Annotated in this window: 23 protein-coding genes; 18 read left to right on the forward strand and 5 right to left on the reverse strand. The window is 66.5% G+C overall.

Features of this window, described 5'->3' with window-relative positions; translation table 11 throughout:
- Window positions 1-19: 19 nt before the first annotated feature.
- Window positions 20-1,189, forward strand: coding sequence for a VWA domain-containing protein (locus tag FB597_RS16655; protein ID WP_144770128.1), 1,170 nt, complete (start codon window positions 20-22; stop codon window positions 1,187-1,189).
- 168 nt (window positions 1,190-1,357) lie between these two features.
- Here the strand turns inward: FB597_RS16655 and FB597_RS16660 are convergent, their stop codons facing one another.
- The gene (locus tag FB597_RS16660; protein WP_141914850.1) at window positions 1,358-1,558 is read right to left on the reverse strand and encodes a heavy-metal-associated domain-containing protein; all 201 of its coding nucleotides are present in this window, start codon (window positions 1,556-1,558) and stop codon (window positions 1,358-1,360) included.
- Window positions 1,559-1,725: 167 nt separating this feature from the next.
- Between FB597_RS16660 and FB597_RS16665 the strand changes: the two genes are divergently transcribed.
- The 4 genes from FB597_RS16665 (at window position 1,726) to FB597_RS16680 (ending at window position 6,620) form a co-directional block, all read left to right on the forward strand.
- Window positions 1,726-4,167 carry a heavy metal translocating P-type ATPase gene (locus FB597_RS16665; protein ID WP_144770129.1) on the forward strand — a complete coding sequence of 814 codons (2,442 nt, stop codon included), beginning with the start codon at window positions 1,726-1,728 and terminating at the stop codon, window positions 4,165-4,167.
- 4 nt (window positions 4,168-4,171) lie between these two features.
- Window positions 4,172-4,597 carry a Cu(I)-responsive transcriptional regulator gene (gene cueR, locus FB597_RS16670; RefSeq protein ID WP_141914854.1) on the forward strand — a complete coding sequence of 142 codons (426 nt, stop codon included), beginning with the start codon at window positions 4,172-4,174 and terminating at the stop codon, window positions 4,595-4,597.
- Complete coding sequence (locus tag FB597_RS16675; RefSeq protein ID WP_141914855.1) at window positions 4,594-5,571, forward strand: Gfo/Idh/MocA family protein; 978 nt, start codon at window positions 4,594-4,596, stop codon at window positions 5,569-5,571. The genes cueR and FB597_RS16675 overlap by 4 nt, the downstream gene beginning before the upstream one ends.
- A gap of 152 nt (window positions 5,572-5,723) precedes the next feature.
- Window positions 5,724-6,620, forward strand: coding sequence for an alpha/beta fold hydrolase (locus FB597_RS16680; protein ID WP_141914856.1), 897 nt, complete (start codon window positions 5,724-5,726; stop codon window positions 6,618-6,620).
- Window positions 6,621-6,684: 64 nt separating this feature from the next.
- On the opposite strand, the gene cadR is transcribed toward FB597_RS16680, so the two are convergent.
- A complete protein-coding gene (gene cadR / locus FB597_RS16685; protein ID WP_141914857.1) occupies window positions 6,685-7,137 on the reverse strand; it encodes a Cd(II)/Pb(II)-responsive transcriptional regulator in 453 nt (150 codons plus the stop codon).
- A gap of 83 nt (window positions 7,138-7,220) precedes the next feature.
- On the opposite strand from cadR, the gene FB597_RS16690 reads away from it, so the two are divergent.
- The 8 genes from FB597_RS16690 (at window position 7,221) to FB597_RS16725 (ending at window position 16,097) form a co-directional block, all read left to right on the forward strand.
- The gene (locus tag FB597_RS16690; RefSeq protein ID WP_144770130.1) at window positions 7,221-9,563 is read left to right on the forward strand and encodes a heavy metal translocating P-type ATPase; all 2,343 of its coding nucleotides are present in this window, start codon (window positions 7,221-7,223) and stop codon (window positions 9,561-9,563) included.
- Window positions 9,564-9,587: 24 nt separating this feature from the next.
- Entirely contained in the window at window positions 9,588-10,040 is a 453-nt protein-coding gene (locus tag FB597_RS16695) for a hypothetical protein (RefSeq protein WP_141914860.1), read from the forward strand.
- Between the two features lie 92 nt (window positions 10,041-10,132).
- Window positions 10,133-11,518, forward strand: a complete 1,386-nt coding sequence (locus FB597_RS16700; protein WP_144770131.1) for a TolC family protein — start codon at window positions 10,133-10,135, stop codon at window positions 11,516-11,518.
- The gene (locus tag FB597_RS16705) at window positions 11,515-12,867 is read left to right on the forward strand and encodes a multicopper oxidase family protein (RefSeq protein WP_144770132.1); all 1,353 of its coding nucleotides are present in this window, start codon (window positions 11,515-11,517) and stop codon (window positions 12,865-12,867) included. Before FB597_RS16700 ends, FB597_RS16705 begins: the two co-directional genes overlap by 4 nt.
- 50 nt (window positions 12,868-12,917) lie before the next feature.
- Window positions 12,918-13,430: a plastocyanin/azurin family copper-binding protein gene (locus FB597_RS16710; RefSeq protein WP_183405751.1), complete on the forward strand. Its 513-nt coding sequence runs from the start codon at window positions 12,918-12,920 to the stop codon at window positions 13,428-13,430.
- Between the two features lie 62 nt (window positions 13,431-13,492).
- Window positions 13,493-13,963: a DUF411 domain-containing protein gene (locus FB597_RS16715; protein ID WP_144770133.1), complete on the forward strand. Its 471-nt coding sequence runs from the start codon at window positions 13,493-13,495 to the stop codon at window positions 13,961-13,963.
- A 27-nt stretch (window positions 13,964-13,990) separates the two neighbouring features.
- Window positions 13,991-14,299, forward strand: coding sequence for a copper-binding protein (locus FB597_RS16720; RefSeq protein WP_183405752.1), 309 nt, complete (start codon window positions 13,991-13,993; stop codon window positions 14,297-14,299).
- A gap of 157 nt (window positions 14,300-14,456) precedes the next feature.
- Window positions 14,457-16,097, forward strand: a complete 1,641-nt coding sequence (locus tag FB597_RS16725) for a fatty acid--CoA ligase (protein ID WP_144770134.1) — start codon at window positions 14,457-14,459, stop codon at window positions 16,095-16,097.
- Window positions 16,098-16,271: 174 nt separating this feature from the next.
- On the opposite strand, the gene purU is transcribed toward FB597_RS16725, so the two are convergent.
- Together purU and FB597_RS16735 are read right to left on the reverse strand one after the other, a co-directional pair.
- Window positions 16,272-17,141, reverse strand: a complete 870-nt coding sequence (purU, locus tag FB597_RS16730; protein WP_141914870.1) for a formyltetrahydrofolate deformylase — start codon at window positions 17,139-17,141, stop codon at window positions 16,272-16,274.
- 280 nt (window positions 17,142-17,421) lie between these two features.
- Complete coding sequence (locus tag FB597_RS16735; RefSeq protein WP_144770135.1) at window positions 17,422-17,949, reverse strand: polymer-forming cytoskeletal protein; 528 nt, start codon at window positions 17,947-17,949, stop codon at window positions 17,422-17,424.
- 14 nt (window positions 17,950-17,963) lie between these two features.
- Between FB597_RS16735 and FB597_RS20390 the strand changes: the two genes are divergently transcribed.
- The 3 genes from FB597_RS20390 (at window position 17,964) to FB597_RS16750 (ending at window position 19,539) form a co-directional block, all read left to right on the forward strand.
- Window positions 17,964-18,284 carry a hypothetical protein gene (locus tag FB597_RS20390; RefSeq protein ID WP_144770136.1) on the forward strand — a complete coding sequence of 107 codons (321 nt, stop codon included), beginning with the start codon at window positions 17,964-17,966 and terminating at the stop codon, window positions 18,282-18,284.
- Entirely contained in the window at window positions 18,271-18,657 is a 387-nt protein-coding gene (locus FB597_RS16745) for a hypothetical protein (protein WP_144770137.1), read from the forward strand. The genes FB597_RS20390 and FB597_RS16745 overlap by 14 nt, the downstream gene beginning before the upstream one ends.
- Window positions 18,658-18,795: 138 nt before the next feature.
- Window positions 18,796-19,539: a Pr6Pr family membrane protein gene (locus tag FB597_RS16750; RefSeq protein ID WP_144770138.1), complete on the forward strand. Its 744-nt coding sequence runs from the start codon at window positions 18,796-18,798 to the stop codon at window positions 19,537-19,539.
- A gap of 271 nt (window positions 19,540-19,810) precedes the next feature.
- Here FB597_RS16750 and FB597_RS16755 read toward each other — a convergent pair whose 3' ends face one another.
- Window positions 19,811-20,017 carry a hypothetical protein gene (locus FB597_RS16755; protein WP_144770139.1) on the reverse strand — a complete coding sequence of 69 codons (207 nt, stop codon included), beginning with the start codon at window positions 20,015-20,017 and terminating at the stop codon, window positions 19,811-19,813.
- Here FB597_RS16755 and FB597_RS16760 point away from each other — a divergent pair.
- Both FB597_RS16760 and FB597_RS16765 read left to right on the forward strand, forming a co-directional pair.
- A complete protein-coding gene (locus FB597_RS16760) occupies window positions 20,016-21,761 on the forward strand; it encodes an acid phosphatase (protein ID WP_144770140.1) in 1,746 nt (581 codons plus the stop codon). The genes FB597_RS16755 and FB597_RS16760 overlap by 2 nt on opposite strands.
- A 209-nt stretch (window positions 21,762-21,970) precedes the next feature.
- Entirely contained in the window at window positions 21,971-23,701 is a 1,731-nt protein-coding gene (locus FB597_RS16765) for a chloride channel protein (RefSeq protein WP_144770141.1), read from the forward strand.
- Window positions 23,702-23,736 lie beyond the last annotated feature (35 nt).

Below are 23,736 nucleotides of genomic sequence, written 5' to 3' on the forward strand. Positions count from 1 at the left end.
ACGCCCGCGGCCGACGTCGATGCTGATCGATTTCTTCTTTACCGTGAAAGACGCCGGCGTGCCGGCTTCGATCAAGGAATTCCTCACCCTGCTCGAAGCGATGGACAAGCAGGTCATCGCGCCGTCGATGGATGAGTTCTACTATCTTTCCCGCCTCACCCTGGTCAAGGACGAAGCCAACTTCGACAAGTTCGACCGCGCCTTCGGCGCCTACTTCAAGGGCGTCGAAACCCTGTTCGAGAAGAAGCCCGAGATCCCGCTGGAATGGCTGCTCAAAAAACTGGAGCGCGAACTGACGCCGGAACAGAAAGCGGCCATCGAGAAGTTCGGCTACGACAAGCTGATGGAACGCCTGAAGCAATTGCTGGATGAACAGAAGGAGCGCCACGAAGGCGGCAGCAAGTGGATCGGCACCGGCGGCGTCTCGCCCTTCGGCCATGGCGGCTACAACCCGGAAGGCATCCGCATCGGCGGGGTCGGCAAGAACCGCAGCGCGGTCAAGGTATGGGATGCGCGCGAGTACAAGGACTACGACGGCGAACGCGAACTGGGCACGCGCAACATCAAGGTGGCCTTGCGCCGCCTGCGCAAGTTCGCCCGCGAAGGGCTGGAAGAAGAACTGGCGCTGGACGACACCATCCGCGCCACCGCCAGCAATGCCGGCTATCTCGACATCCGCATGCAGCCCGAGCGCAAGAACAACATCAAGGTGCTGATGCTGTTCGACGTCGGCGGCTCGATGGACGACCACATCGCGCGTACCGAGGAACTGTTCTCGGCCGCGCGCGCCGAGTTCAAGAACATGGAGTTCTTCTACTTCCACAACTGCGTCTACGACTACCTGTGGAAGAACAACCGGCGCCGCCACGCCGAACGCTTCCCGACCTGGGACGTGCTGCGCAAGTACACGCCGGATACCAAGCTGATTTTCGTCGGCGACGCCACCATGAGCCCTTACGAAGTGGCGCAACCCGGCGGCTCGGTGGAATACAACAACGCCGAGGCGGGAGCGGTCTGGCTGCAACGCTTCACGGCCACCTTCCCGCACTTCGCCTGGCTCAATCCGGAACCGGAAGGGCTATGGCAATACCGGCAGTCGATTACACTGATCCGCCAGTTGATGAACGAGCGCATGTTCCCGCTCACCATCGACGGGCTGGAGCGGGCGATGCGGTTGTTGAGCAAGTAAGCTCTGTCGTATCCGCCGACCTCAATCCCTCTCGCGCCGTCATCCTGACGAAAGTCAGGATCCAGTGTCGTGCCAATGGCTGGAGAAATACGGCAAACGCCGCTGGATCCCGGCCTGCGCCGGGATGACGGCTTGTTTAAGCAAAATGTCTCTTCCCGCCAACTGCAATCAAGCAGCAACCGGCGTATAGCCCGCCTCCGCAATCGCTTCCGCAAACTCCTGCGCCGGCAGCGCGCTGTCGATGGCCACGCGCTTTTCTGCCACGGCGATGTCGATCCTGGCGTTGGCATCGACATCCTTGACGGCCTTGGTAATGACACTCGCGCAGTGGTTGCAGGTCATGTCGTTGACGGTGAAAACGGTACTCATGGCGAACTCCTTTCAATCGGTGGATGGTATGTCCACAAGCTTAAACCTTCCCGCCATGGCAAGGTCAAGCACCGATTTTCGCATCCGTGCGACAATCCCGCTTGACCTTCCCATCATGGGAAGGATGATGATGGCGTCATGACCACCATCCTTCCGGAGCCTTCGCCATGACAAGCACCACCGCCCCTGCCCGCGAGTTCAGCCTCGACATCGAAGGCATGAGCTGCGCTTCCTGCGTCAACCGCGTCGAGAAAGCCCTGCGCGCCGTCCCCGGCGTGACCGATGCCGCCGTCAACCTGGCCACCGAACGCGCCACCGCGCAAGCCACTACGGATGTCGATGCGGCCCAACTGGCGGCGGCGGTCGAAAAGGCCGGCTACCGCGTCAAGGCCGGCCATGCCGAGCTCGAGATCGGCGGCATGAGCTGCGCTTCCTGCGTCACGCGTGTGGAAAAGGCCTTGAAGAAAGTACCGGGCGTGGCCGGGGTCAGCGTCAACCTGGCCACCGAGCGCGCCAGCGTCGCCACGCTGGGCGCGGTCGCGCTGCCGGCCCTGATCGCCGCCGTCGAAAAAGCCGGCTACCAGGCCAAGGCCCATGCACCGGCCGGCGCCGCAAGTACACAACCCGCTCCCAAGGCCGCCCTGCCCTCCTGGTGGCCGGTGGCGCTGTCGGCCGCCCTGTCGCTGCCGCTGGTGCTGCCGATGCTGCTGATGCCGTTCGGCATCCGGCTGGAACTGCCGCCGCTGTGGCAATGGCTGCTGGCCACGCCGGTGCAGTTCTGGCTGGGCTGGCGCTTCTACCGCGCCGGCTGGGGCGCGCTGCGCGCGTTCACGGGCAACATGGACCTGCTGGTGGCGCTGGGCACCAGCGCCGCCTACGGCCTGTCGCTGTACCAATGGCTGGGCGCGCAAGCCATGCCCGGCCACGCGATGGCCGCGCCCCATCTCTACTTCGAAAGCGCGGCGGTGGTGATCACGCTGGTGCTGCTGGGCAAATGGCTGGAAACCCGCGCCAAGCGCCAGACCGCCGACGCCATCGCCGCCCTGAACGCCTTGCGCCCGGACAGTGCCCGCGTGCGCCGCGACGGACGCGATGTCGACGTGCCGCTGGCCGAAGTACGGGTCGGCGACCTGGTGGTGCTGCGCGCCGGCGAGCGCGTGCCGGTCGATGGCGTGGTACGCGAAGGCCGCAGCCACCTGGATGAATCCATGCTGACCGGCGAAAGCCGCCCGCAAGACAAGCAACCCGGCGACAAGGTATCGGCCGGCGCCATCAATGCCGATGGCCTGCTGCTGGTCGAGACCAGCGCCATCGGCGCCGAGACCGTGCTGGCGCAGATCGTGCGCATGGTGGAACAAGCGCAGGCGGCCAAGGCGCCGATCCAGCGGCTGGTGGATCGGGTCAGCGCCGTCTTCGTGCCGGCCGTGCTGGTGCTGGCATTGATCACATTGATCGGCTGGGGCCTGTATGGCGGCGACTGGGAACAGGCGCTGCTCAATGCCGTGGCGGTGCTGGTAATCGCCTGCCCCTGCGCGCTCGGTCTGGCTACGCCGACCGCGATCATGGCCGGCACCGGCGTGGCCGCGCGCCACGGCATCCTGATCAAGGATGCGCAGGCGCTGGAGATCGCGCACCGCATCAATGTCGTCGCCTTCGACAAGACCGGCACGCTGACCGTGGGCCGCCCGCGCCTGACCGAATGGCAGGCGCTGCAGGACGATGCGCAACTGCTGGCGCTGGCGGCGGCGCTGCAGTCCGGCAGCGAGCACCCGCTGGGCCGCGCAGTCGTCGACGCTGCGGCGGCGCAACCCGGCCTGCCGCATCTGCAGGCGGCCGAAGTGCGCAGCGTGGCCGGACGCGGCATCGAAGGCAACATCGATGGCGTGCCCTATTACCTGGGCAGCAGCCGCTGGATGCAGGAACTGCAGGTCTCCACGCAAGCGCTGCAAGCACGCGCCGACGCGCTCCAGCAGCAAGGCCGCACGCTGTCCTGGCTGGCGCGCAAGGATGGCGACCGCGCCGAGGTACTCGGCCTGCTGGCCTTCGGCGACGAGATCAAGCCGGGGGCGGCCGCCGCCGTACACGCCTTGCAGCAACTGGGCATCGCCACCGTCATGCTGAGCGGCGACAACCGCGGCGCCGCGCAGCAAGTGGCGGCGCAGGTCGGCATCGACGACTTCCGCGCCGAGGTACTCCCGGCCGACAAGGCGCAGGCCGTCGACGCGCTGCGCGCGCAACACTGCATCGGCGGCAAGCCCGCCGTGGTGGCGATGGTCGGCGACGGCATCAACGACGCCCCGGCGCTGGCGGCGGCCGATGTCGGCATCGCCATGTCCACCGGCACCGATGTCGCCATGCAGGCGGCCGGCATCACGCTGATGCACGGCGACCCCGGCCTGGCGGCCGACGCCATCGACATCTCGCGCCGCACCTACGGCAAGATCCGCCAGAACCTGTTCTGGGCCTTCATCTACAACCTGGTCGGCATCCCGCTGGCGGCCTTCGGGCTGCTCAACCCGATGCTGGCCGGCGCTGCCATGGCCTTCTCCAGCGTCAGCGTGGTGAGCAACGCGCTGCTGCTGCGCCGCTGGAAACCTCATCAGGAATGACATCATGAATATCGGAGAAGCCGCCAACGCCTCGGGCGTGAGCGCCAAGATGATCCGCCATTACGAAGAGACCGGCCTGATCCCCAAGGCCGGGCGCACCGATGCCGGCTACCGCGTCTACCGCGAGCGCGACGTGCACCTGCTGCGCTTCATCCGCCAGTCGCGCCTGCTCGGCTTTTCGATGAAGCAGATCGCCGACCTGATCGGCCTGTGGCTGGACCAGTCGCGTTCCAGCCGCAAGGTCAAGCAACTGGCCGAGGCGCATATCGGCGAACTCGACCAGCGCATCCGCGAACTGCAGGCGATGAAATCGACACTGGAAACGCTGGCGCGCAATTGCCACGGCGACCACCGGCCCGACTGCCCCATCCTCGATGCGCTGGGCGCCGGGGACGGCTCCTGCGCACACGCGCCCAAGGCCGCCGCATGAAGCCGCTACGCTGGGGCATCATCGGCTGCGGCGCCGTCACCGAACGCAAGAGCGGCCCGGCCTACCAGAAGACAGCCGGCTTCGAACTGGCCGCAGTCATGCGGCGCGACGCGGCGCTGGCGGCCGACTATGCGCGCCGCCACGGCGTGCCGCGCTGGTTCGACGACGCCGATGCGCTGATCGCCGATGCCGATATCGATGCCGTCTACATCGCCACGCCGCCCGACACGCATTTGCATTACGCGCTGAAGGTGGCCGCCGCCGGCAAACCCTGTTGCGTCGAAAAGCCGATGGCGCCCAGCCACGCCGAATGCCTGGCCATGGTCGAGGCATTCGGGCAGGCCGGATTGCCGTTGTTCGTGGCCTACTACCGGCGCTCGCTGCCGCGCTTCGAACAGGTCCGGAAATGGCTTGCAGATGGCCGCATCGGCACGCCGCGCCATCTCCACTGGCAACTGGCGCGGCCCCCGGCCGCGGACGACCTCAACCGCACTTACCGCTGGCGCACCGACGCGCGCATTGCGCCCGGCGGTTATTTCGACGACCTGGCCAGCCACGGCCTGAACCTGTTTTCCCACTTCTTCGGCGAAGTCGCACAGGCTTGCGGCAACAGCGCCAACCAGCAGGGCCTGTACAGCGCATGCGATGCCGTCGTCGCCAGCTGGCGCTACGCGTCGGGGGTGACCGGCAGCGGGAGCTGGCACTTCGGCAGCTTCGAGCGCGCCGACCGGGTGGAAATCACCGGCAGCGCGGGCAAGATCGCGTTCTCGGTATTTGAAGAGCAGGCGCTGCAATTGACCACTGCCGACGGCATCGAACGCCTGGAGATCCCCCATCCGGAAAACATCCAGTTGCACCACGTCGCCAACATGCGCGCGCACCTCGCCGGCGGCGCGCGCCATCCTTCCTGCGGCGACAGCGCCGCACAGACGGCATGGATGATGGATCGCATCCTGGGCAAGATTGCAGGCTGACGGCAATGACTGACATGCCGCGCCTGGCATGAGGAAATTTCATCCTGGCCCGGTTTTTTTACATTGTCCCGGTGCGGCACTGCTGCGATGATTTACCTGAGATCCTCGGCCACTACAGCGAATATCGCTGCATCCATCGGAGAACGCCTGCCATGCCGCAAAGCAATCACCTGAGTTTCATCGACACCGACACATTGCGCATCGCCTTTGAAGAGAGCGGCCCGGCCGATGCGCCCGCCGTGGTGCTGGTGCATGGCTGGCCGGACGATGTGCGCACCTGGGACCACCTCCTGCACCCCTTGCGCGCGGCGGGCTATCGGGTGATCCGTCCGTTCCTGCGCGGCTATGGGCCGACCCGCTTCCTGTCCGACGCCACTCCGCGCAGCGGCCAGCTGGCCGCGCTGGGCGCCGACCTGATGGCCTTCGCCGACGCCCTGGGGCTGCAGCGCTACGCGCTGATCGGCCACGACTGGGGCGCACGCGCCGCCTACATTGCCGCGTCGCAGACGCCGGAGCGCATCAGCCATTGCATCACCCTCTCGGTCGGCTGGGGCACCAATACCGCCGGCCAGAAACTGTCGCTGCAACAGTCGCGCAACTACTGGTACCACTGGTTCTTCGCCACGCCGCGCGGGGCCGACGAACTGAAACAGGACCGCCGCGCCTTCACCCGCTTCATGTGGACGACCTGGTCGCCGTCGTGGTCGTTCGCCGACAGCGAGTTCGCCAACACTGCGGCTTCTTTCGACAATCCCGACTGGGCCGATATCTGCCTGCACTCCTACCGCCACCGCTGGGGCTTCGCTGAAGGCGATCCGGCCTATGCCGGGCTGGAGGCCGCGCTGGCGCAAACACCCGTGATCATGGTGCCGACCCTGATGCTGCATGGCGGCGAGGATGGCGCCAACCATCCCTCGACCTCGGAAGGCAAGGACAAGCTGTTCGGGAACGGTTATCGCCGCGTGGTGATCGATGGCGCCGGCCATTTTCCGCAGCGGGAAAAGCCGGACGAAGTGATCGCGGAAGTGATGGCCTGGCTGGCGCGCTGACGCAGACAGTACCAAGGTACGGCAAGCAGGCGCAACGCCGCCCCCGGCCCGCCATGCCCGCCGGTCAGTGGCAGCCGCCGCCGTGGCTGCCGAGATTGGCCGGCTTCACATCGTCGGGCAGATTCGCCAATCCCTGCAGGATGCCGCAGTCGCGCGCCGGCTGGTCGGCGTCGCATTGCGCGCGCAACATGTGCAATTGCCCCTGCAAGGCTTTCAATTGTTCGATGCGCTGGGCCACGTGGCCGATGTGCTTGTCCAGCAAGGCATTGACCTCGCCGCAATTCTGCTCGGGCGCATCGCGCAGGCGCAGCAGCTCGCGCACCTCATCCAGCGTCATGTCCAGCGAACGGCAGTGGCGGATGAATTGCAGCCGCTCCACATGGCGCGCGCCATACAACCGGTAATTGGCCTGCGAGCGGGTCGGCTCGGGCAGCAGGGTTTCCTTCTCGTAATAGCGGATGGTGTCGACCGGGCAATCGGCCAGCGTTGCCAGTTCGCCAATTTTCAGTGTATCCATGGTGCGCTTGACCTTGTAGTTACTCCAGGGTTTCTAATATAACCCGTCAACCAATCCGCTGCACTGGAGAAAAGGAAAACCCGATGGCCGCACACCAGCATGGACACCGCCACAGTCATGACCATGATCACGCGCATCATGACCACAGCCATGCCCACGACCAGCATTCCCATGATGCCCGGCCAAGCCAGGCGCATGCCGATGGCGGCAGCTGTTGCGGCGGCCACGCGCACGCGGCGCTGCAAACGGCAATGCCGGCGGCCCGGCGCCTGGCGGGCGGCACCGAAGAGGCAGTGTTCTTCATCCAGAAGATGGACTGCCCCACCGAGGAAAAGCTGATCCGCGAGCGGCTGGGGCAGATGAACGGCGTCGGCGCGCTGGAATTCAACCTGATCCAGCGCGAACTGACGGTGCAGCACCAGTTGCCGTCCATTGCGCCCATCGTCGCCACCCTGAAGGCATTGGACATGCTGCCGGCGGTCAAGTCCGACTCGCTGGACGCCTCCGCCGCGCAGGCCGGCGCCATCGAGCAGGCCGCGGCCTACCGCATCCCGGCGCGCCGCTGGGTCCTGCTGGGGCTGGCCGGCATCGCCGCGCTGGGTTCCGAGATCGTGGCCTGGACCAGCGGCGACGAACGTTCGCTGCCGGTGATCGCGCTGGCCCTGCTGGGCATTGCGCTGGGCGGGCTGGGTACGCTGAAGAAGGGCTGGATCGCCTTGCGCAACTTCTCGCTCAACATGAATTTCCTGATGTCGCTGGCGGTCATCGGCGCGGCCGTGATCGGCCAGTGGCCGGAGGCGGCGGTGGTGATCGTGCTGTTCACGCTGGCCGAGATGATCGAGGCGCTGTCGCTGGAGCGCGCGCGCAACGCCATCGCCGGCCTGATGGCGATGTCGCCCGACCTCGCCACCGTGCGCGGCGCCGACGGCAGCTGGGCCAGCGCGCCGGCGCGCGAGGTGGCGATAGATGCCATCGTGCGCGTGGCGCCGGGCGAACGCGTGCCGCTCGATGGCGTAATCACCGAAGGCGCAACCAGCATCAACCAGGCGCCGATCACCGGCGAAAGCATCCCGGTCGCCAAGCAGCCGGGCGACACGGTGTTCGCCGGCACCATCAACGAGCACGGCGCGTTCGTACTGCGCGTCACCGCCGCCCAGGGCGATTCCACGCTGTCGCGCATCGTCAAGAGCGTGCAGCAGGCGCAAGGCCAGCGCGCGCCGACCCAGCGCTTCGTCGACCGCTTCGCGCAAGTCTATATCCCGGCCGTGGTCGCCATGGCGGTGCTGGTGGCGGTACTGCCGCCGCTGCTGCTGGGCGCCGACTTCCATCCCTGGCTGTACAAGGCACTGGTGCTGCTGGTAATCGCCTGCCCCTGCGCGCTGGTGATCTCGACCCCGGTCACCATCGTCAGCGGGCTGGCGGCGGCGGCGCGCCACGGCATCCTGGTCAAGGGCGGGGTCTATCTGGAACAGGGCCGCAAGCTGCGCGCGCTGGCGCTGGACAAGACCGGCACCATCACCTTCGGCAAGCCGGCGGTGACCGACGTGGTGTCGCTCGCCCCTTCCGCCGACCAGGACGCGCTGCTGCAACTGGCCGTCTCGCTGGCCGCGCGCTCAGACCATCCGGTCTCGCGCGCCATCGCCGCCCGGGAAGGCGCCGCCGCGCTGGAGGTAAGCGACTTCGAAGCGCTGGCCGGACGCGGCGTACGGGGGCGCATCGGCGGCGAGCTCTACCATCTTGGCAACCATCGCCTGGTGCATGAACTGGGCATGTGCAGCCCGGCACTGGAAGCGCGCCTGCAAGCCTTCGAGAAGCAGGGCAAGACCACCACCCTGCTGTGCCGTGGCGCCAAGCCCCAACTGCTGGTGGCGGTGGCCGACACGGTACGCCCGAGCAGCCGCGAGGCGGTCGCCGACCTGCAGCAACTGGGCGTGCACGTGGTCATGCTGACCGGCGACAACCCGCATACCGCGCAAGCCATCGCCGCCCAGACCGGCATCGACGACGCCCGCGGCGACCAACTGCCGGATGACAAGCTCAAGGCTGTCGAAGCGCTGGATACGCAATATGGCGAGGTCGGCATGGTAGGCGACGGCATCAACGATGCGCCGGCGCTGGCGCGCGCCCGGATCGGTTTCGCCATGGGCGCGGCCGGCACCGACACGGCGCTGGAAACCGCCGATGTCGCGCTGATGGACGACGACCTGCGCAAGATCCCCGACTTCATCCGCTTGAGCAACAAGGCGCATGCGGTACTGGTGCAGAACATCGCCATCGCGCTGGGCATCAAGGCGGTGTTCCTGGCGCTCGCGCTGGCCGGCATGAGCTCGCTGTGGATGGCGGTGTTCGCCGACATGGGCGCCAGCCTGATCGTGGTGTTCAACGGCCTGCGGCTGGTGCGCGGGGTGCCGTCGCGGGTCGCGTAAGCGCCCGGTGCTATACTTGCCGCCATGATCCTGCGCGCGAAAATCTTCCTGCTGTGGCTGCTGGCGCTGGCGATCCCCGTCCAGGGGTTCGCCGCCGTGCTGCAAGCCTGCGCGCCGGTCATGCTGCAAACGGCTGCCGCCGGGCACGGCGCGCATGCGGCGCACGCCATGAAACAGGGCGAGCATGCGCAGGCGACGGCGCACCGGCATGGCCAGCATGCGCAAGCCGAGCTGGTTGTCGATGCGGTTGCCGATGCAGTCGCCAATACGGCGCCCGCGCACGACGCGCCCCACGCCCAGCACAAGAACGCTTCCTGCAGCTACTGCGCCGCCTGCACCACCGGCGCGGTACTGCCGCTGGCGCTGGACGCGCCGCCCGCCCCCGATCTTCCCTCGCGCGAATTCATCGCGCTGCCGGCCACCGGCTTCGTCGGCTACCTGCCGGAAAATCCCGACCGCCCTCCTGCTTCGATCTGATCGCTGAACGCGTGCCCGCGGGTACGCCTGCCCCGCCGCGCCCGCCGCGCCCGCCGCGCGGCGGATGACGTTCATCATCAGACGAGGATTACATGATCCCCTTGGTTTCCTTCCCCCTGCGCACGGGTGTGCTGGCGGCGTGCGCGCTGCTGGCCGGCTGTGCGCAATTGTCTCCGGACGGCGGCTTCGGCCGGGTGCAGGACATCGCCGCGCAAAAGCTCGGCGCCACGCCCGCCTGGAACCGCACGGACGACGATACCCGGCGCAGCGAAACGCGCATCGCCCGGCTATTGCAAGCCGGGCAATTGGCCAGCGCCGACGACGCGGTGCAGATCGCGCTCATCAACAACCCCGACCTGCAGGCCGCCTTCGCCGAACTCGGCATCGCCGAAGCCGACCTGGTGCAAGCCGGACGCCTGCCCAATCCGGGCTTCTCGTTCGCCCGCACGCATGCCGGCGGCGACATCAAGATCGAACGCAGCCTGTCGCTGGCGCTGATGAAGCTCTTCACCATGCCGGCCGCCTCCCGCATCGAGGCGCGCCGCTTCGACCAGGTGCGCCTGCTGCTGGCCGACAAGCTGCTGCGTACCGCCGCGCAAACGCGCCAGGCCTATTACCGGGCGCTGGCTGCGCAACAGGGCCTGGCCTATCAGGAGCAAGTCAACCAGGCCGCCGAAGCCGCACATGAGCTGGCCGCCAGGATGGCCGGACGCGGCAATCTCAGCAAGCTCGATGCCGCGCGCGAGCAGTTGTTCTACGCCGACGCCCAGACCCGCCTGGCGCGCACGCGGCGCGAGGCGCTGCAGGACAAGGAAGCGCTGGCGCGCCTGTTGGGCATCGCCCCCGCTTTCGCGTTGCCGCAGCGGCTGCCCGACTTGCCTGCGCAGATCGAGACGGCGGCCGATATCGAACGCCGGGCCATGGAACAGCGTCTCGATGTGCAGGCCGCCCGGCTGGAAGTGGCCGGCCTGCAGGATTCGCTGGGACTGACGCGCGCCACCCGCTTCATCAACGTGCTCGACCTGGGCGCACTGCGCACCTCGGAGAGCGGCAAGGCGCCCGAGATCGGCTACCAGGTCGATATCGAGATTCCGCTGTTCGACTGGGGCCAGGCGCGCGTGGCCCGGGCCGAGGCGATCTATATGCAAAGCGCCCACAAGCTGGCCGCCGCCGCGCTCGACGCCCGCTCGCAGGTGCGCCTGGCCTGGCGCGAACGGCAGGATGCCTTCGCGCTGGCGCGCCGTTACCGCGACGCCATCGTGCCGCTGCGCCGCCAGGTCTCCGATGAAACCCTGCTGCGCTACAACGGCATGCTCATCAGCGTGTTCGAGCTGCTGGCCGATGCCCGCGAACAGGCCGCCACGGTCAATGCCGCCATCGAGGCCGAGCGCGATTTCTGGATCGCCGACGCCGGCCTGCAACTGGCGCTGGGCGGCCCCGCCGCTACCGCCGCTCCACAACAAGGAAAGCAACCATGAACGATACCAACATCAGCCGCCGCGCCTTCCTGCAAGGCTCGGCCCTGGCGGTGACGGCATCGGCCGTCAGCCGCGCCGGCGCGGCCAGCCTGCCCGAAGCGCCGCTGCAACAAAGCGCGCAGACCCAGCCGCCGCTGGCGCCCACCGGCGGCCGCCCCTACCAGCCGGTGGTGACCCTGAACGGCTGGAGCCTGCCCTGGCGCATGAAGAACGGCGTCAAGGAATTCCACCTGGTGGCCGAGCCGGTGGTGCGCGAGATCGCCCCCGGCATGAAGGCCAACCTGTGGGGCTACAACGGCCAGAGCCCCGGCCCCACCATCGAAGTGGTCGAGGGCGACCGGGTGCGCATCTTCGTCACCAACAAGCTGCCCGAGGCGACCTCGGTGCACTGGCACGGCCAGCGCCTGCCCAACGGCATGGATGGCGTGTCCGGCCTGACCCAGCCCGGCATCCCGCCGGGCAAGACCTTCGTCTATGAGTTCACCGCGCGCCGCGCCGGCACCTTCATGTACCACCCGCACGCCGATGAGATGGTGCAGATGGCCATGGGCATGATGGGCTTCTGGGTCACGCATCCGAAGGATCCCGACTTCATGCGCGTGGACCGCGACTTCGTGTTCCTGCTCAACGCCTACGACATCGAGCCGGGCGCGGCCACGCCCAAGGTCAGCACCATGCTCGACTTCAACCTGTGGACCTGGAACAGCCGCGCCTTCCCCGGCATCGACCCGCTGGTGGTGCGGCAAAATGACCGCGTGCGCATCCGCGTGGGCAACCTGACCATGACCAACCACCCGATCCACCTGCACGGCCACGAGTTCACCGTCACCGGCACCGACGGCGGCTGGACGCCGCCGGCCGCGCGCTGGCCGGAGGTGTCGGCCGACATCGCGGTGGGCCAGATGCGCGCCATCGAGTTCGACGCCACCGAGGAAGGCGACTGGGCCTTGCATTGCCACAAGGCGCACCACACGATGAACGCCATGGGCCACGGCGTGCCGACCATGATCGGGGTCGACCAGTCCGGACTCGCCGCCAGGATAGCCAAGCTGATCCCCGACTACATGACCATGGGCGACAAGGGCGGCTCGATGGATGGCATGGAAATGCCGCTGCCCGACAACACGCTGCCGATGATGGCCGGCAACGGCCCCTACGGCGCCATCGAGATGGGCGGCATGTTCAGCACTGTCAAGGTACGCAAGAACCTGGCGCGCGGCGATTACCGCGATCCCGGCTGGTACCGGGCGCCGGCCGGCAGCGTGGCTTACGAATGGAAAGGCGGCGCGCCGCCTCCGCATCACGCGCCAGACCACGCGCCGGCAACGAAACCCGGCCACGGGCACTGAATGCCTCCCCATGACATGCATTGAACCGATAATCACAGAAAGGAAACATGATGAAACGCCTGACCCCCACCACTCGCCTGCTGGCCGCAACCCTGCTGGCAACGGCAACCCTGCCCTCGCTGGCCGCCGGCATGCAAGGTATGGAGCACGCCCCGCACCGGCATGAGGCCGGGGATGCCGCCATCGGCCGCCCCGGCAAGCCCGGCGCCGCCGCGCGCACCGTCAAGGTCGACATGACCGACGGCATGCGCTTCTCGCCTGCCAGCGTGCAGGTGAAACAAGGCGAAACCATCCGCTTCGTGGTCACCAACAGCGGCAAGCTGCGGCACGAACTGGTGCTGGGAAGCGCCGACGACCTCAAGGCCCATTACGCGGCGATGCTGAAGAACCCCGACATGGAGCATGCCGACGCCAACCAGGTCACGCTGGACGGCGGCCAGCGCGGCGAGCTTGTATGGCAGTTCGACCGTGCCGGCGCCGTGCCATTCGGCTGCCTGCAACCCGGCCATTACGATGCCGGCATGAAAGGCAGCGTGACGGTTGCCGCTGCCCGCCAGCACTAGGGCCTGTTCTCGCAAATTAAATGTTAACAGGCCCTAATCCCCCCAATCCAAAGGAGAACCACATGCAACGACGACACTTCAACCTGGCCGCACTGGCGGCCCTGGCGCTGCCCGCCCTGGCGCATGCGCAGCAATCCCGGCCGCGCATCGCCGTCTACAAGGACGCCAACTGCGGTTGCTGCAGCCAGTGGGTGGCGCACCTGCAGGCATCCGGCTTCGATGTCGCCAGCCACGACGTCGACGATACCGGCGTCTACCGCCGCCGTTTCGGCATGCCCGATAGGCTGGCTTCCTGCCACAGCGCGCAGGTGGCAGGCTATGCGATCGAAGGCCATGTGCCGGCCGCCGACATCCTGCGCCTGCTCAAGGACCAGCCGCGCGCCACCGGCCTGGCCGTGGCGGGCATGCCGGCCGGCTCGCCCGGCATGGAAGACCCGCGCAACCCGCAGGCGCGCGCCGCGTATGACGTGCTGCTGGTGGCCGCCGACGGCTCGACATCCACCTATCGCCGTTACCCAGCCATCCCCGGCTGATCGTCCGGATATCAACGAAAGGATCCCATGCCTACCGCTATCCCCACCATCTCCCGCCTGCTGCTGGCCGCGGCGCTCGCGCTGCCCGCGTTTGGCGCCCTGGCGCAGGACGCCGCGCCGCAAGTGCAGGGCGAGATCCGCAAGGTCGACGCCGGCGCCGGCAAGCTGACCATCCGCCACGCCGAGATTCCCAACCTGGAGATGCCGCCGATGACCATGGTGTTTCGCGCCGCGCCGGAACTGCTGGCCAAGGCCCGCGAAGGGGACAAGGTCAACTTCACCGCGCAGCGCGTGGATGGCGCGCTGACCGTGACCTCGCTGGCGCCGCGGGAATGACCCGCGGCAACGGTTCCCGGCCGGGCCGGGAACCGTTGCCGCCCGCAAATTTCGTCGCCGGCCTGACAATCCGGGGCTGCCGTTGGCGTTATCATCTGACGCTTATATTCCAAGAACAGGTCCCGGCCCGGCGCCAGGGAAACCAAAGGAGAACGGCATGACCCACCCCATCGGCACCACCCCATCGGCCTACGGCTATCCGCTGCTGATCAAGCAATTGCTGCACAGCGCATTGGCTACCGCCGCCGACCAGGAAATCGTGTACGGCGAGCGCCGCCACAGCTATGCCGAGTTCTACCGCCGCGTGCAGCGCCTGGCCAATGCCTTGAAGGAAATCGGCCTGCAACCGGGCGATACCGTGGCCGTCATGGACTGGGACAGCCACCGCTACCTGGAATGCTTCTTCGCCATCCCCATGATGGGCTGCGTGCTGCAGACGGTGAACGTGCGCCTGTCGCCGGAGCAGATCGCCTATACGCTCAACCACGCCCAGGCCGACGTGCTGCTGGTCAATTCCGACTTCATGCCGGTGTTGAAGCAGATCCGCGGCGAACTCAACACGCTTACCCGCTGCGTGCTGATCACCGACGACGGCGCCCCGCCGCCCAATGGCCCGGGCTTCGCCGGCGAATACGAGGCGTTGCTGGCGCAAGCCGAAGCCGCCTACGATTTCCCGGACTTCGACGAGAACGCGCGCGCCACCACCTTCTACACCACCGGCACCACCGGCCTGCCCAAGGGCGTCTACTTCAGCCACCGCCAGCTGGTGCTGCACACGCTGGGCGCGACCGCCGGCCTGGCGCTGGCGCCGCAGCAGGGCCGCCTGCACCGCGACGACGTCTACATGCCGCTGACGCCGATGTTCCACGTGCATGCCTGGGGCCTGCCCTACGTGGCGACCATGGCCGGGCTCAAGCAGGTCTATCCGGGCCGTTATGTGCCCGACACCATCTGCCGCCTGATCGTGCGCGAGAAAGTCACCTTCTCGCACTGCGTGCCGACCATCCTGCAGATGGTGCTGGGCTGCGAGGCGGCGCAGGAAGCCGACCTGTCCGGCTGGAAGATGATCATCGGCGGTTCGGCCATGACCAGCAGCCTGGCCCAGGCCGCGCGCGAGCGCGGCATCGATGTCTTCACCGGCTACGGCATGTCGGAAACCTGCCCGATCCTGACGCTGGCCCATGTGCCCACCGATGAGCTCGGCGGCGAGACCGATGCCGCGTTGCGCGTCAAGACCGGCCGGCCGCTGCCGCTGGTGGCGATCCGCACGGTCGACGAAGACATGCGCGACTGCCCGCGCGATGGCCGCAGCACCGGCGAAGTGGTGGTGCGCGCGCCCTGGCTCACGCAAGGCTACCTGCACCAGCCGGAAGCCTCAGAAGAGCTGTGGCGCGGCGGCTGGCTGCACACGCAGGACATCGGCCACATCGACCGGCGCGGCTACCTGCAGGTGACCGACCGCATCAAGGACGAGATCAAGACCGGCGGCGAATGGGTGTCGTCATTGCAGATCGAAGAGATCATCGCGCGCCATCCGGGCGTGGCGGAAACCGCGGTGATCGGCATCCAGGACGGCAAATGGGGCGAGCGCCCGGTGGCGCTGGTGGTGCTCAAGCCGGAGGCGGCCGGCAAGGTGACGGCCGACGACATCCGCAACCACGTGCTGGCCGCCGCCGACAGCGGCCAGATTTCGCGCTACGGAGTGCCGGACCGGGTGCAGTTCGTTACGGAATTGGCACGCACCAGCGTGGGCAAGCTCAACAAGCGGGCGATGCGGGAACAATATCCTGCTTCCTGAATGCGTCATCCCGGCGAAGCCCGGGATCCAGCGGCGTTTGTGATGCCGCGACGGCGGTTGAACCACGCTGGGTCCTGACTTTCGTCAGGACGACGGAGAAAATAGCCGCAAATAAAAACGCCGTTCGGCTTGCGGGCCGGACGGCGTTTTTGCGTGGCAAGACGGTTCAGGCGATCAGTTGAAGATCACCGTCTTATGCCCGTTCAACAGGATGCGATGTTCGGTGAACCACTTCACCGCGCGCGCCAGCACCACCGACTCGATATCGCGGCCGATCGCCGTCAGCGTGTCCGGGCCCATGGAATGGTCCACGCGCTCGACGCCCTGCTCGATGATCGGGCCTTCGTCCAGGTCGCTGGTGACGAAGTGGGCAGTGGCGCCGATCAGCTTCACGCCGCGGTCATGCGCCTGGTAATACGGCTTGGCGCCCTTGAAGCTGGGCAGGAAGGAATGGTGGATGTTGATGGCGCGGCCGCGCAGGGCTTCGCACATCTCGGGCGACAGGATCTGCATGTAACGCGCCAGCACCACCAGGTCGATCTGGTTGGCGTTGACGATTTCCATGATGCGCTCTTCCTGCGCGCGCTTGGCCTGCGCCGAGGCGCCGGTGGCCAGCGGCAGGTGGTGGAAGGGAATGTTGTAGCTGGCGGCCAGCTGGTAGAAATCGGTGTGGTTGGACACGATGGCCGGGATCTCCACCGGCAGCAGGCCGCTCTTGTAGCGGAACAGCAGGTCGTTGAGGCAATGGCCGATCTTGGACACCATCAGCATGACGCGCGGTTTCTTGGCGGCGTCGTGCAGTTGCCAGTTCATCTGCAAGGCGTCGCCCAGCACGCCGAAATCGGTGCGCAGCTGGGCATCGCTCATCGCCGCGTCTTCCGATGCGAAATGCACGCGCATGAAAAACAGCTTGGACTGGCCGTCGCCGAACTGGGCGGAGTCGATGATGTTGCAGCCGTGGTCGGCCAAAAAGCCCGAGACGCGATGCACGATGCCGCGCTGGTCCAGGCAGGACAGGGTGAGGATGTATTCCGGGTGAGCCATGAGAATGAACTGAAAGACGCCAACGTCCAGCCGCGCGGATGATCCGGCAAGCCGCTGCCGGCGCTTCCTTTGCCGGCAAAAAGACGAAAGGCGCTATTGTCGCATGGCGAGCCCATACAGACAAAATTCCACCCTCTTTTATGGCAATGCAAGGGCGAATGCCCCGGTTTCCCGGGCCATTCGCGCCAAATATTTCAAACAGGAAACAAAAATGACGCCGCCTGGGCGACGCCCGGCCTCGCGCCGGCAAAAGCGCTCAGCCCAGCACCAACTGGCGCGCTCAGGCAGTCTTGACGGCCGCCTGCAGCAATTCCTTCTGTTCCTGGCCGCCGACCTGGAGGTCGCCCGACAGCTGGCCGCCCTCTTCGATGACCAGCTTGCCATAGCGGATCTTGCCGGTGACCTTGCCGCTGGCGTAGATCACCAGCTTCTGGCGCACCGTCAGGTCGCCATCGAATTCGCCGCGGATCTCGGCCAGGTCGATTTCGGCCGAGCCCTTGAAGGCGCCGCGCTCGGCGATTTGCACCACGCGGCAATTGATGGTGGCCTGCACGCGGCCCTCGACGACCAGCGTGTCGCAGTCTTCGATCTCGCCCTTGACCTTGATGTTGGGGCCGACGGTAAGCTTGCTGCCGGCTTCTTCGCCGGCGGGCGCCGCGGTGCTGGCCGAGGCAGGATATTGGCCAGGTTTTTGCACGCTGGAGACGGCGCTGCCCGAAGGATGGGAGACGGTGCTGCCGGCATTGCTGAAAGGGGAATTGGTCGAATTGGTTTCACGTTTGCCGAAGAGGGATTCTGAGCGAAGCATGTGATCTCCTGAAATTGAAAGAGCGTGCAAAACGGGAAGCACGAAAGAAACAAGGCGGCGCGCATGTGGATCGAGTGGTTCGCATGCAGATGCCGTGCGGATTCGAAAGACCTTCTGCCCGGGTCCGGATAACAGATGCGCGTCGCGGCACAAACAGGTTCATGAATTTGCAGGGCGCCGGCGGTATGCCGGAAATGCTTGCCATGCAAGAAACCTGTGCGGTTCGGCAAAGTACCTTTTCGAAAGTTCACGAGAATTTTGTAACAGCAAAACGCTGTTCCACATTCGCGCAGAAGCGCATCGCGAACGCCATCCTCGCCGGTGTCGCACGATGAACGGGAAGGTAAGAAATGGAGTGAAGTCCAGACGCTTCACGAAGGCGACACTGCCGAAATCTGCGCGATGGGCGCACCGCAAATTATTTATATTTCCGCGTCGCTTGTAACTAAAAAAGATGTAACAGTTGAAGGGAAAAACCGTCGCCTGCAGGCGACACGCCATGCCTGCGGACACGCATCTCCAGCGGCGTTGCGGACGATCCGGGTTTCTCCGGCGGCGCATGCGGGCGGCAATCCCCGGCCGGGCCCGCGGCATCTGCGCGCCCCAAAAAACTGGCTTCGATCCGGCATGGCCGAAGATATCCCTGCGGCGCGATTTGCATGCCGGCCGCCGGCCGTGGAGCAAGACCGGGCGCACCGGATTCTGTGACACGTTGTAAGCGATGAAAATGAATGTCATGCGGCCTGCGCGCGCGGCCAAACCGCTTTATGATGCAGCGATCGTGCCACCGCCATTTGCCCGGCATCGGCTGCACCGCAACGCCAACGCCATCTCCCGGACCATGCCATGAACCATCGCCAGATCCCTTCGCAGCACTCGCAGCAATCGCAGCAATCGCAGGAGTCGCTGGACTCCTTCGGCTCCAACATCTTCCCCGCCGCAGGCACCTCCAATGCCGCCCGCGTCCTGGCGGCGGTCATCGCCGCCATCAGCTGGTTCGCCTTCGTAGCGCAGACCGACATCACCTTCGGCCGCCTGCTGGCGCACGGCGGCGGGGTGCTCGACGGGCTGGACCGGCTCACCATGTACCTGACCAACCTCACCATCCTGCTGGGGGCGCTGTGCTTCACCTCGCTGGCGCTGTCGCTGAAGACGCCCATCAGCCGCTTCTTTCGCCAGCCCTCGGTGATCTCGGCCGTGGTGGCCTACCTGACCTTCGTCGGCATCGCCTATAACCTGCTGCTGCGCCAGCTATGGGCACCCACCGGGTTCCGCTCGCTGGTCAACGAAAGCCTGCACACGGTGGTGCCGCTGCTGGCGATCGTCTATTGGATTTTCTTTGTGCCGGTGTTCCAGGCTTCGCTGAAGAAATCCCTGCTGTGGCTGGCCTATCCGTTGGGCTACCTGCTCATCACGCTGTGGCGCGGCGCCCTGTCGGGCTTTTATCCCTATCCCTTCATCAACGTCAATACCTTGGGATACCCGCGCGTGATCCTCAACTCCAGCCTGCTGTTCGCAGGGTTCCTGGCGTTGATGGCCTTGTTCATCGTGGTCAACCGTTCCGGCAAGCCGGCCTTCCTGCGCAAATGAAGAAAGCCCGGCCGGCGCTCAGACCAGCGGTTCGGTCAGCGCCAGCAGCAGCATGAACAGCATGCAGGCGCCGAAACCGGCGGCAATGACGATATATTGAAAAGTCTTGAGCAGCATGGATTCTCCTTGAAATCGATGCTTGCCATCAGTAGCGGCGGCGCAAGCGCGAGCCGGGCGGCTCACGCAACAAGACTGCATTCCCACGCGGCCTTGTCCAATCGGCGTCCGTTAATGCCTATGCAAGTGGGGCGATTGTAATTGCCCTGTCCCATCAAATGATGGCAACGCCGCCGTATTTACCTTTTTTTTCTTCGGCTCCGCGCGCCTTGGCGCCGCCCTCCCAGAGCCCCTCCCCGCCGTCCCGCCCGAGGTCTCCCAAGGCGCGGCCCTGAAAAGACACATTCCTGTCATACGGCCGCGCTATCCTCCTCCCGTTCCGCGCCATCATCCACAACAATATCCAATAGGAAGCACCCATGAGCATCCACGACGAGTCCGCCCGTGGCGGCAGCAATCCGCCCATTCCCGAACAGCAGGACGCCGCCACGGCATCCACCACCCCGCCAAACAACAGCCGCCGCCGCTTCCTGGGCAGCATGGGCGGTATGGCCGCCCTCGGCGCCGGCGGCGCCCTGGGCGCCTGCGCCACCGATGGCCAAAGCGGCGGCGCGCCATACCCGAACGGCAATCCGGCCGACACCGCCGCGCTGGACCGGGCCCTGCGCGACAACGTCAGGACCATCGTCGTGATCTACGCCGAAAACCGCAGCTTCAACAACCTGTTCGGCGACTTCCCCGGCGTCGAAAGGCCCTTATCCGGCCTCAAGCCCGCCGACTATACCCAGCGCGACCGCGACGGCAGCATATTGAAGCAGTTGCCGCCGGTCTGGAACGGCGTGCTGGCCCAGGAGCAGGTCGTCGAAGGCGTGACCTATGCAGCCGGCAAGCAGTACCAGGAAAACCTGCCCAACGCGCCCTTCGCGCTCAAGGGGCCGCAAGGCGAAGCGTTGCCGCTGGGCTTGGTCACGCGCGACCTGTGGCATGTGTTCTATCAGAACCAGATGCAGATCAACGGCGGCAAGAACGACGGCTTCGCCGCCTGGGCCGACTCCGGCGGCCTGGTGATGGGCCATTACGCCGACACCAGATACAACCTGCGCCTGTGGGATATCGCGCGCGAATTCGTGCTGTGCGACAACTTCTTCCAGGGCGCCTTCGGCGGCTCCTTCCTGAACCACCACTACCTGATCGCCGCGACCGCCCCTTACTATCCGAATGTGATGAGCTCGGTCGCACGCACCCAGGTGGCCAAGACCGTCAACAACGATCCGCTGGGCACCGAGCTGGCGCCCGCCGAAGGCAGCCCGGCCAGCGCCCTGCAAGGCGCTCCCAAGTTCGGCCCGAGCGCGCTCACGCCCGACGGCTACGCGGTCAACACCATGGCCCCGCCGTACTGGCCGACCTGGACCCGCGACCGCAACAACCCGGCCTACGCCGAACCCAACCAGCCCAGCGTGCTGGTGCCGCAGACGCACGAACACATCGGCGACAAGCTCAGCAAGAAAGGCATCGACTGGGCCTGGTACGCCGGCGCCTGGCAGGCCACGCTGGATGAGTTCAAGGACTCCAAGGGCATTCCCAAGATCCCCAACTTCCAGTACCACCACCAGCCGTTCAACTACTTCAAGAACCTGGGCCCGGAAAACCCGGCCGAACGCAACAAGCGCCTGCGCGACGGCGGCCTGGGCGACGAAGCGCGCACCAACCGCTTCCTGGCCGACGCCGAAGCCGGCCGCCTGCCACCGGTGACCTTCTACAAGCCGCAGGGCAACCTCAATATGCACGCCGGCTATGCCGACGTCGCCTCCGGCGACCGCCACATCGCGCACATCGTCAAGAGCCTGCAAGCCAGCCCGCAATGGAAAAACATGGTGGTGGTCATCACCGTCGATGAAAACGGCGGCTGGTGGGATCACGTGGCGCCGCCCAAGGGCGACCGCTGGGGTCCCGGCACGCGCGTGCCGGCGCTGGTGGTGTCGCCGTTCGCCCGCAAGGGCAGCGTCGACCATACCGTGTACGACACCGCCTCCATCCTGCGCCTGATCACCCGCACCTTCGGCCTGGAAAGACTGGATGGGCTGAAACAGCGCGACGACGCCATGATCGCGCGCGGCCAGAAACCCATAGGCGACCTGACCAACGCGCTGCAGTTCAAGTCCTGATCGATACGCCGCCTCCATGAAAAACGCCGCCCCGAGAATATCGCGGCGGCGTTTTTCATTGCCCTGGCCCAAACCTGGCTGGCGCGGCTTCGCGCAACACCTGCATCCTGGCGCCTCTCAATTTATATCACATTATGATATATTCTCCGTTTATCCCAATCCACAGGCTACCCATTTGAAAAATGAATGGGCAAGCCCCCCAACCCGCCATGAAACACAAACGCGACTACACGGCGGATAACCGCCTGCTCTATATTTCCGCGATCGCGCTGTGCATCGGCGCGCTCAGCACCGGCGCGGCATGGATGCTGCTCAAGCTGATCGCGCTGTTCACCAACCTGTTCTACTTCCAGCGTTTCTCCTTCGTCGGCGCCTCTCCGGCCATGCATACGCTGGGCTGGGCCGCCATTTTCCTGCCGATCGCCGGCGGCCTGATCGTCGGCCTGATGGCGCGCTACGGCAGCGAAAAGATCCGCGGCCACGGCATCCCCGAAGCGATCGAGGCCATCCTGTTCGGCAAGAGCCTCATGTCGCCCAGGGTCGCCGTATTGAAACCGCTGTCTTCCGGCATCGTCATCGGCAGCGGCGGCCCGTTCGGCGCCGAAGGGCCGATCATCATGACCGGCGGCTCGATCGGCTCGCTGCTGGCGCAGTTCCTGCACCTGACCGCGGCCGAACGCAAAACCCTGCTGGTGGCTGGCGCCTGCGCCGGCATGACGGCCATCTTCGGCACGCCGGTGGCGGCGGTCCTGCTGGCGGTCGAGTTGCTGCTGTTCGAACTCAAGCCGCGCAGCCTGCTGCCGGTGGCGCTGGCCTGCGCGGTGGCCGGTTTCCTGCGGCCGCTGGCGCTCGATGCCGGCCCGCTGTTCGCCATGCAGGTCGCCGCGCCGGGCGCCCTCGCCTTCGCCTCCTGCATCGCCGCCGGGCTGGCCAGCGGCGTGCTGGCCGCGGCGCTGACGCTGGCCTTGTATCGGGTGGAAGACTGGTTCCACCGGCTCACGCTGCACTGGATGTGGTGGCCGGCCATCGGCGGCGCGGCAGTCGGCATCGGCGGCTGGCTGCAGCCGCGCGCGCTGGGCGTCGGCTATGACGTGATCGCCGACCTGCTGCACCACCATATGCTGCTGTCGGCCGCCCTGGCGCTGCTGGCGGTCAAAGCCGTCATCTGGCTCATCGCGCTCGGCTCGGGCACCTCCGGCGGCGTGCTGGCGCCGTTGCTGATGATGGGCGCCGGCCTCGGCCTGGTGCTCTCCCCCTGGCTGCCGGGAGGCTCGCCCGAGCTGTGGGCCCTGGTATGCATGGCCGGCGTGCTGGGCAGCGTGCTGGGCGCGCCGCTGACGGCCATCGTGTTCGCCTTCGGCCTCACGCATGCCGGCGAAGCGCTGCTGCCGCTGATGACCACCGTGGCCGTCGCCTACGGCGTGAACGTGCTGCTGATGAAGCGCTCCATCATGACCGAGAAGATCGCGCGCCGCGGCCTGCACGTGCACCGCGAATACGGCATCGATCCGCTCGAACGCCAGCATGTGGATGACCTGATGACGCGCGCGCCGCAAGGCATCGACATCGGCATGAACGCAGCCGATGCGCTGGCGCTGTGCCGCAGCGGCGGCCATGCGCACCGCTACTACCCGGTTATCGACAAGGGCCGGCTGGCCGGCATGCTGGCCTTGCGCGTCCTGGAACAGGCCGACCCGGCACAACCTTGCCGCGAACTGCTGGCGCCGCCGGCAACCGCCGGCGAACCGTTCCTGCTGCCGCAAATGAGCGCGCGCACCGCTGCCGGCGCGATGGCCCGCCTGCGGGTCGGACGCCTGCCGGTGGTGGCCGACCGCAAGCACATGAAACTGGTCGGCATCCTCTCGCTGTCGGACCTGGCGCGCGCCAGCAGCGCACATGCCGAAGAAGAGTCGGTAAGGGAAAAACTGCTGGGATTCTGAGCGGGAGGGACACGGTCGATGACCGATCCCCGCGT

It is taken from the genome of Herbaspirillum sp. SJZ099 (assembly GCF_007828355.1).
GTDB lineage: Bacteria > Pseudomonadota > Gammaproteobacteria > Burkholderiales > Burkholderiaceae_D > Herbaspirillum.

What these genes read in the sequence shown, in the direction of transcription:
- FB597_RS16655 (WP_144770128.1), top strand. Translation starts at nt 20, where the DNA reads ATGCTGATCGATTTCTTCTTTACCGTGAAAGACGCCGGCGTGCCGGCT.
- FB597_RS16660 (WP_141914850.1), bottom strand. Translation starts at nt 1,558, where the DNA reads ATGAGTACCGTTTTCACCGTCAACGACATGACCTGCAACCACTGCGCG.
- FB597_RS16665 (WP_144770129.1), top strand. Translation starts at nt 1,726, where the DNA reads ATGACAAGCACCACCGCCCCTGCCCGCGAGTTCAGCCTCGACATCGAA.
- cueR (WP_141914854.1), top strand. Translation starts at nt 4,172, where the DNA reads ATGAATATCGGAGAAGCCGCCAACGCCTCGGGCGTGAGCGCCAAGATG.
- FB597_RS16675 (WP_141914855.1), top strand. Translation starts at nt 4,594, where the DNA reads ATGAAGCCGCTACGCTGGGGCATCATCGGCTGCGGCGCCGTCACCGAA.
- FB597_RS16680 (WP_141914856.1), top strand. Translation starts at nt 5,724, where the DNA reads ATGCCGCAAAGCAATCACCTGAGTTTCATCGACACCGACACATTGCGC.
- cadR (WP_141914857.1), bottom strand. Translation starts at nt 7,137, where the DNA reads ATGGATACACTGAAAATTGGCGAACTGGCAACGCTGGCCGATTGCCCG.
- FB597_RS16690 (WP_144770130.1), top strand. Translation starts at nt 7,221, where the DNA reads ATGGCCGCACACCAGCATGGACACCGCCACAGTCATGACCATGATCAC.
- FB597_RS16695 (WP_141914860.1), top strand. Translation starts at nt 9,588, where the DNA reads ATGATCCTGCGCGCGAAAATCTTCCTGCTGTGGCTGCTGGCGCTGGCG.
- FB597_RS16700 (WP_144770131.1), top strand. Translation starts at nt 10,133, where the DNA reads ATGATCCCCTTGGTTTCCTTCCCCCTGCGCACGGGTGTGCTGGCGGCG.
- FB597_RS16705 (WP_144770132.1), top strand. Translation starts at nt 11,515, where the DNA reads ATGAACGATACCAACATCAGCCGCCGCGCCTTCCTGCAAGGCTCGGCC.
- FB597_RS16710 (WP_183405751.1), top strand. Translation starts at nt 12,918, where the DNA reads ATGAAACGCCTGACCCCCACCACTCGCCTGCTGGCCGCAACCCTGCTG.
- FB597_RS16715 (WP_144770133.1), top strand. Translation starts at nt 13,493, where the DNA reads ATGCAACGACGACACTTCAACCTGGCCGCACTGGCGGCCCTGGCGCTG.
- FB597_RS16720 (WP_183405752.1), top strand. Translation starts at nt 13,991, where the DNA reads ATGCCTACCGCTATCCCCACCATCTCCCGCCTGCTGCTGGCCGCGGCG.
- FB597_RS16725 (WP_144770134.1), top strand. Translation starts at nt 14,457, where the DNA reads ATGACCCACCCCATCGGCACCACCCCATCGGCCTACGGCTATCCGCTG.
- purU (WP_141914870.1), bottom strand. Translation starts at nt 17,141, where the DNA reads ATGGCTCACCCGGAATACATCCTCACCCTGTCCTGCCTGGACCAGCGC.
- FB597_RS16735 (WP_144770135.1), bottom strand. Translation starts at nt 17,949, where the DNA reads ATGCTTCGCTCAGAATCCCTCTTCGGCAAACGTGAAACCAATTCGACC.
- FB597_RS16750 (WP_144770138.1), top strand. Translation starts at nt 18,796, where the DNA reads ATGAACCATCGCCAGATCCCTTCGCAGCACTCGCAGCAATCGCAGCAA.
- FB597_RS16760 (WP_144770140.1), top strand. Translation starts at nt 20,016, where the DNA reads ATGAGCATCCACGACGAGTCCGCCCGTGGCGGCAGCAATCCGCCCATT.
- FB597_RS16755 (WP_144770139.1), bottom strand. Translation starts at nt 20,017, where the DNA reads ATGGGTGCTTCCTATTGGATATTGTTGTGGATGATGGCGCGGAACGGG.
- FB597_RS16765 (WP_144770141.1), top strand. Translation starts at nt 21,971, where the DNA reads ATGAAACACAAACGCGACTACACGGCGGATAACCGCCTGCTCTATATT.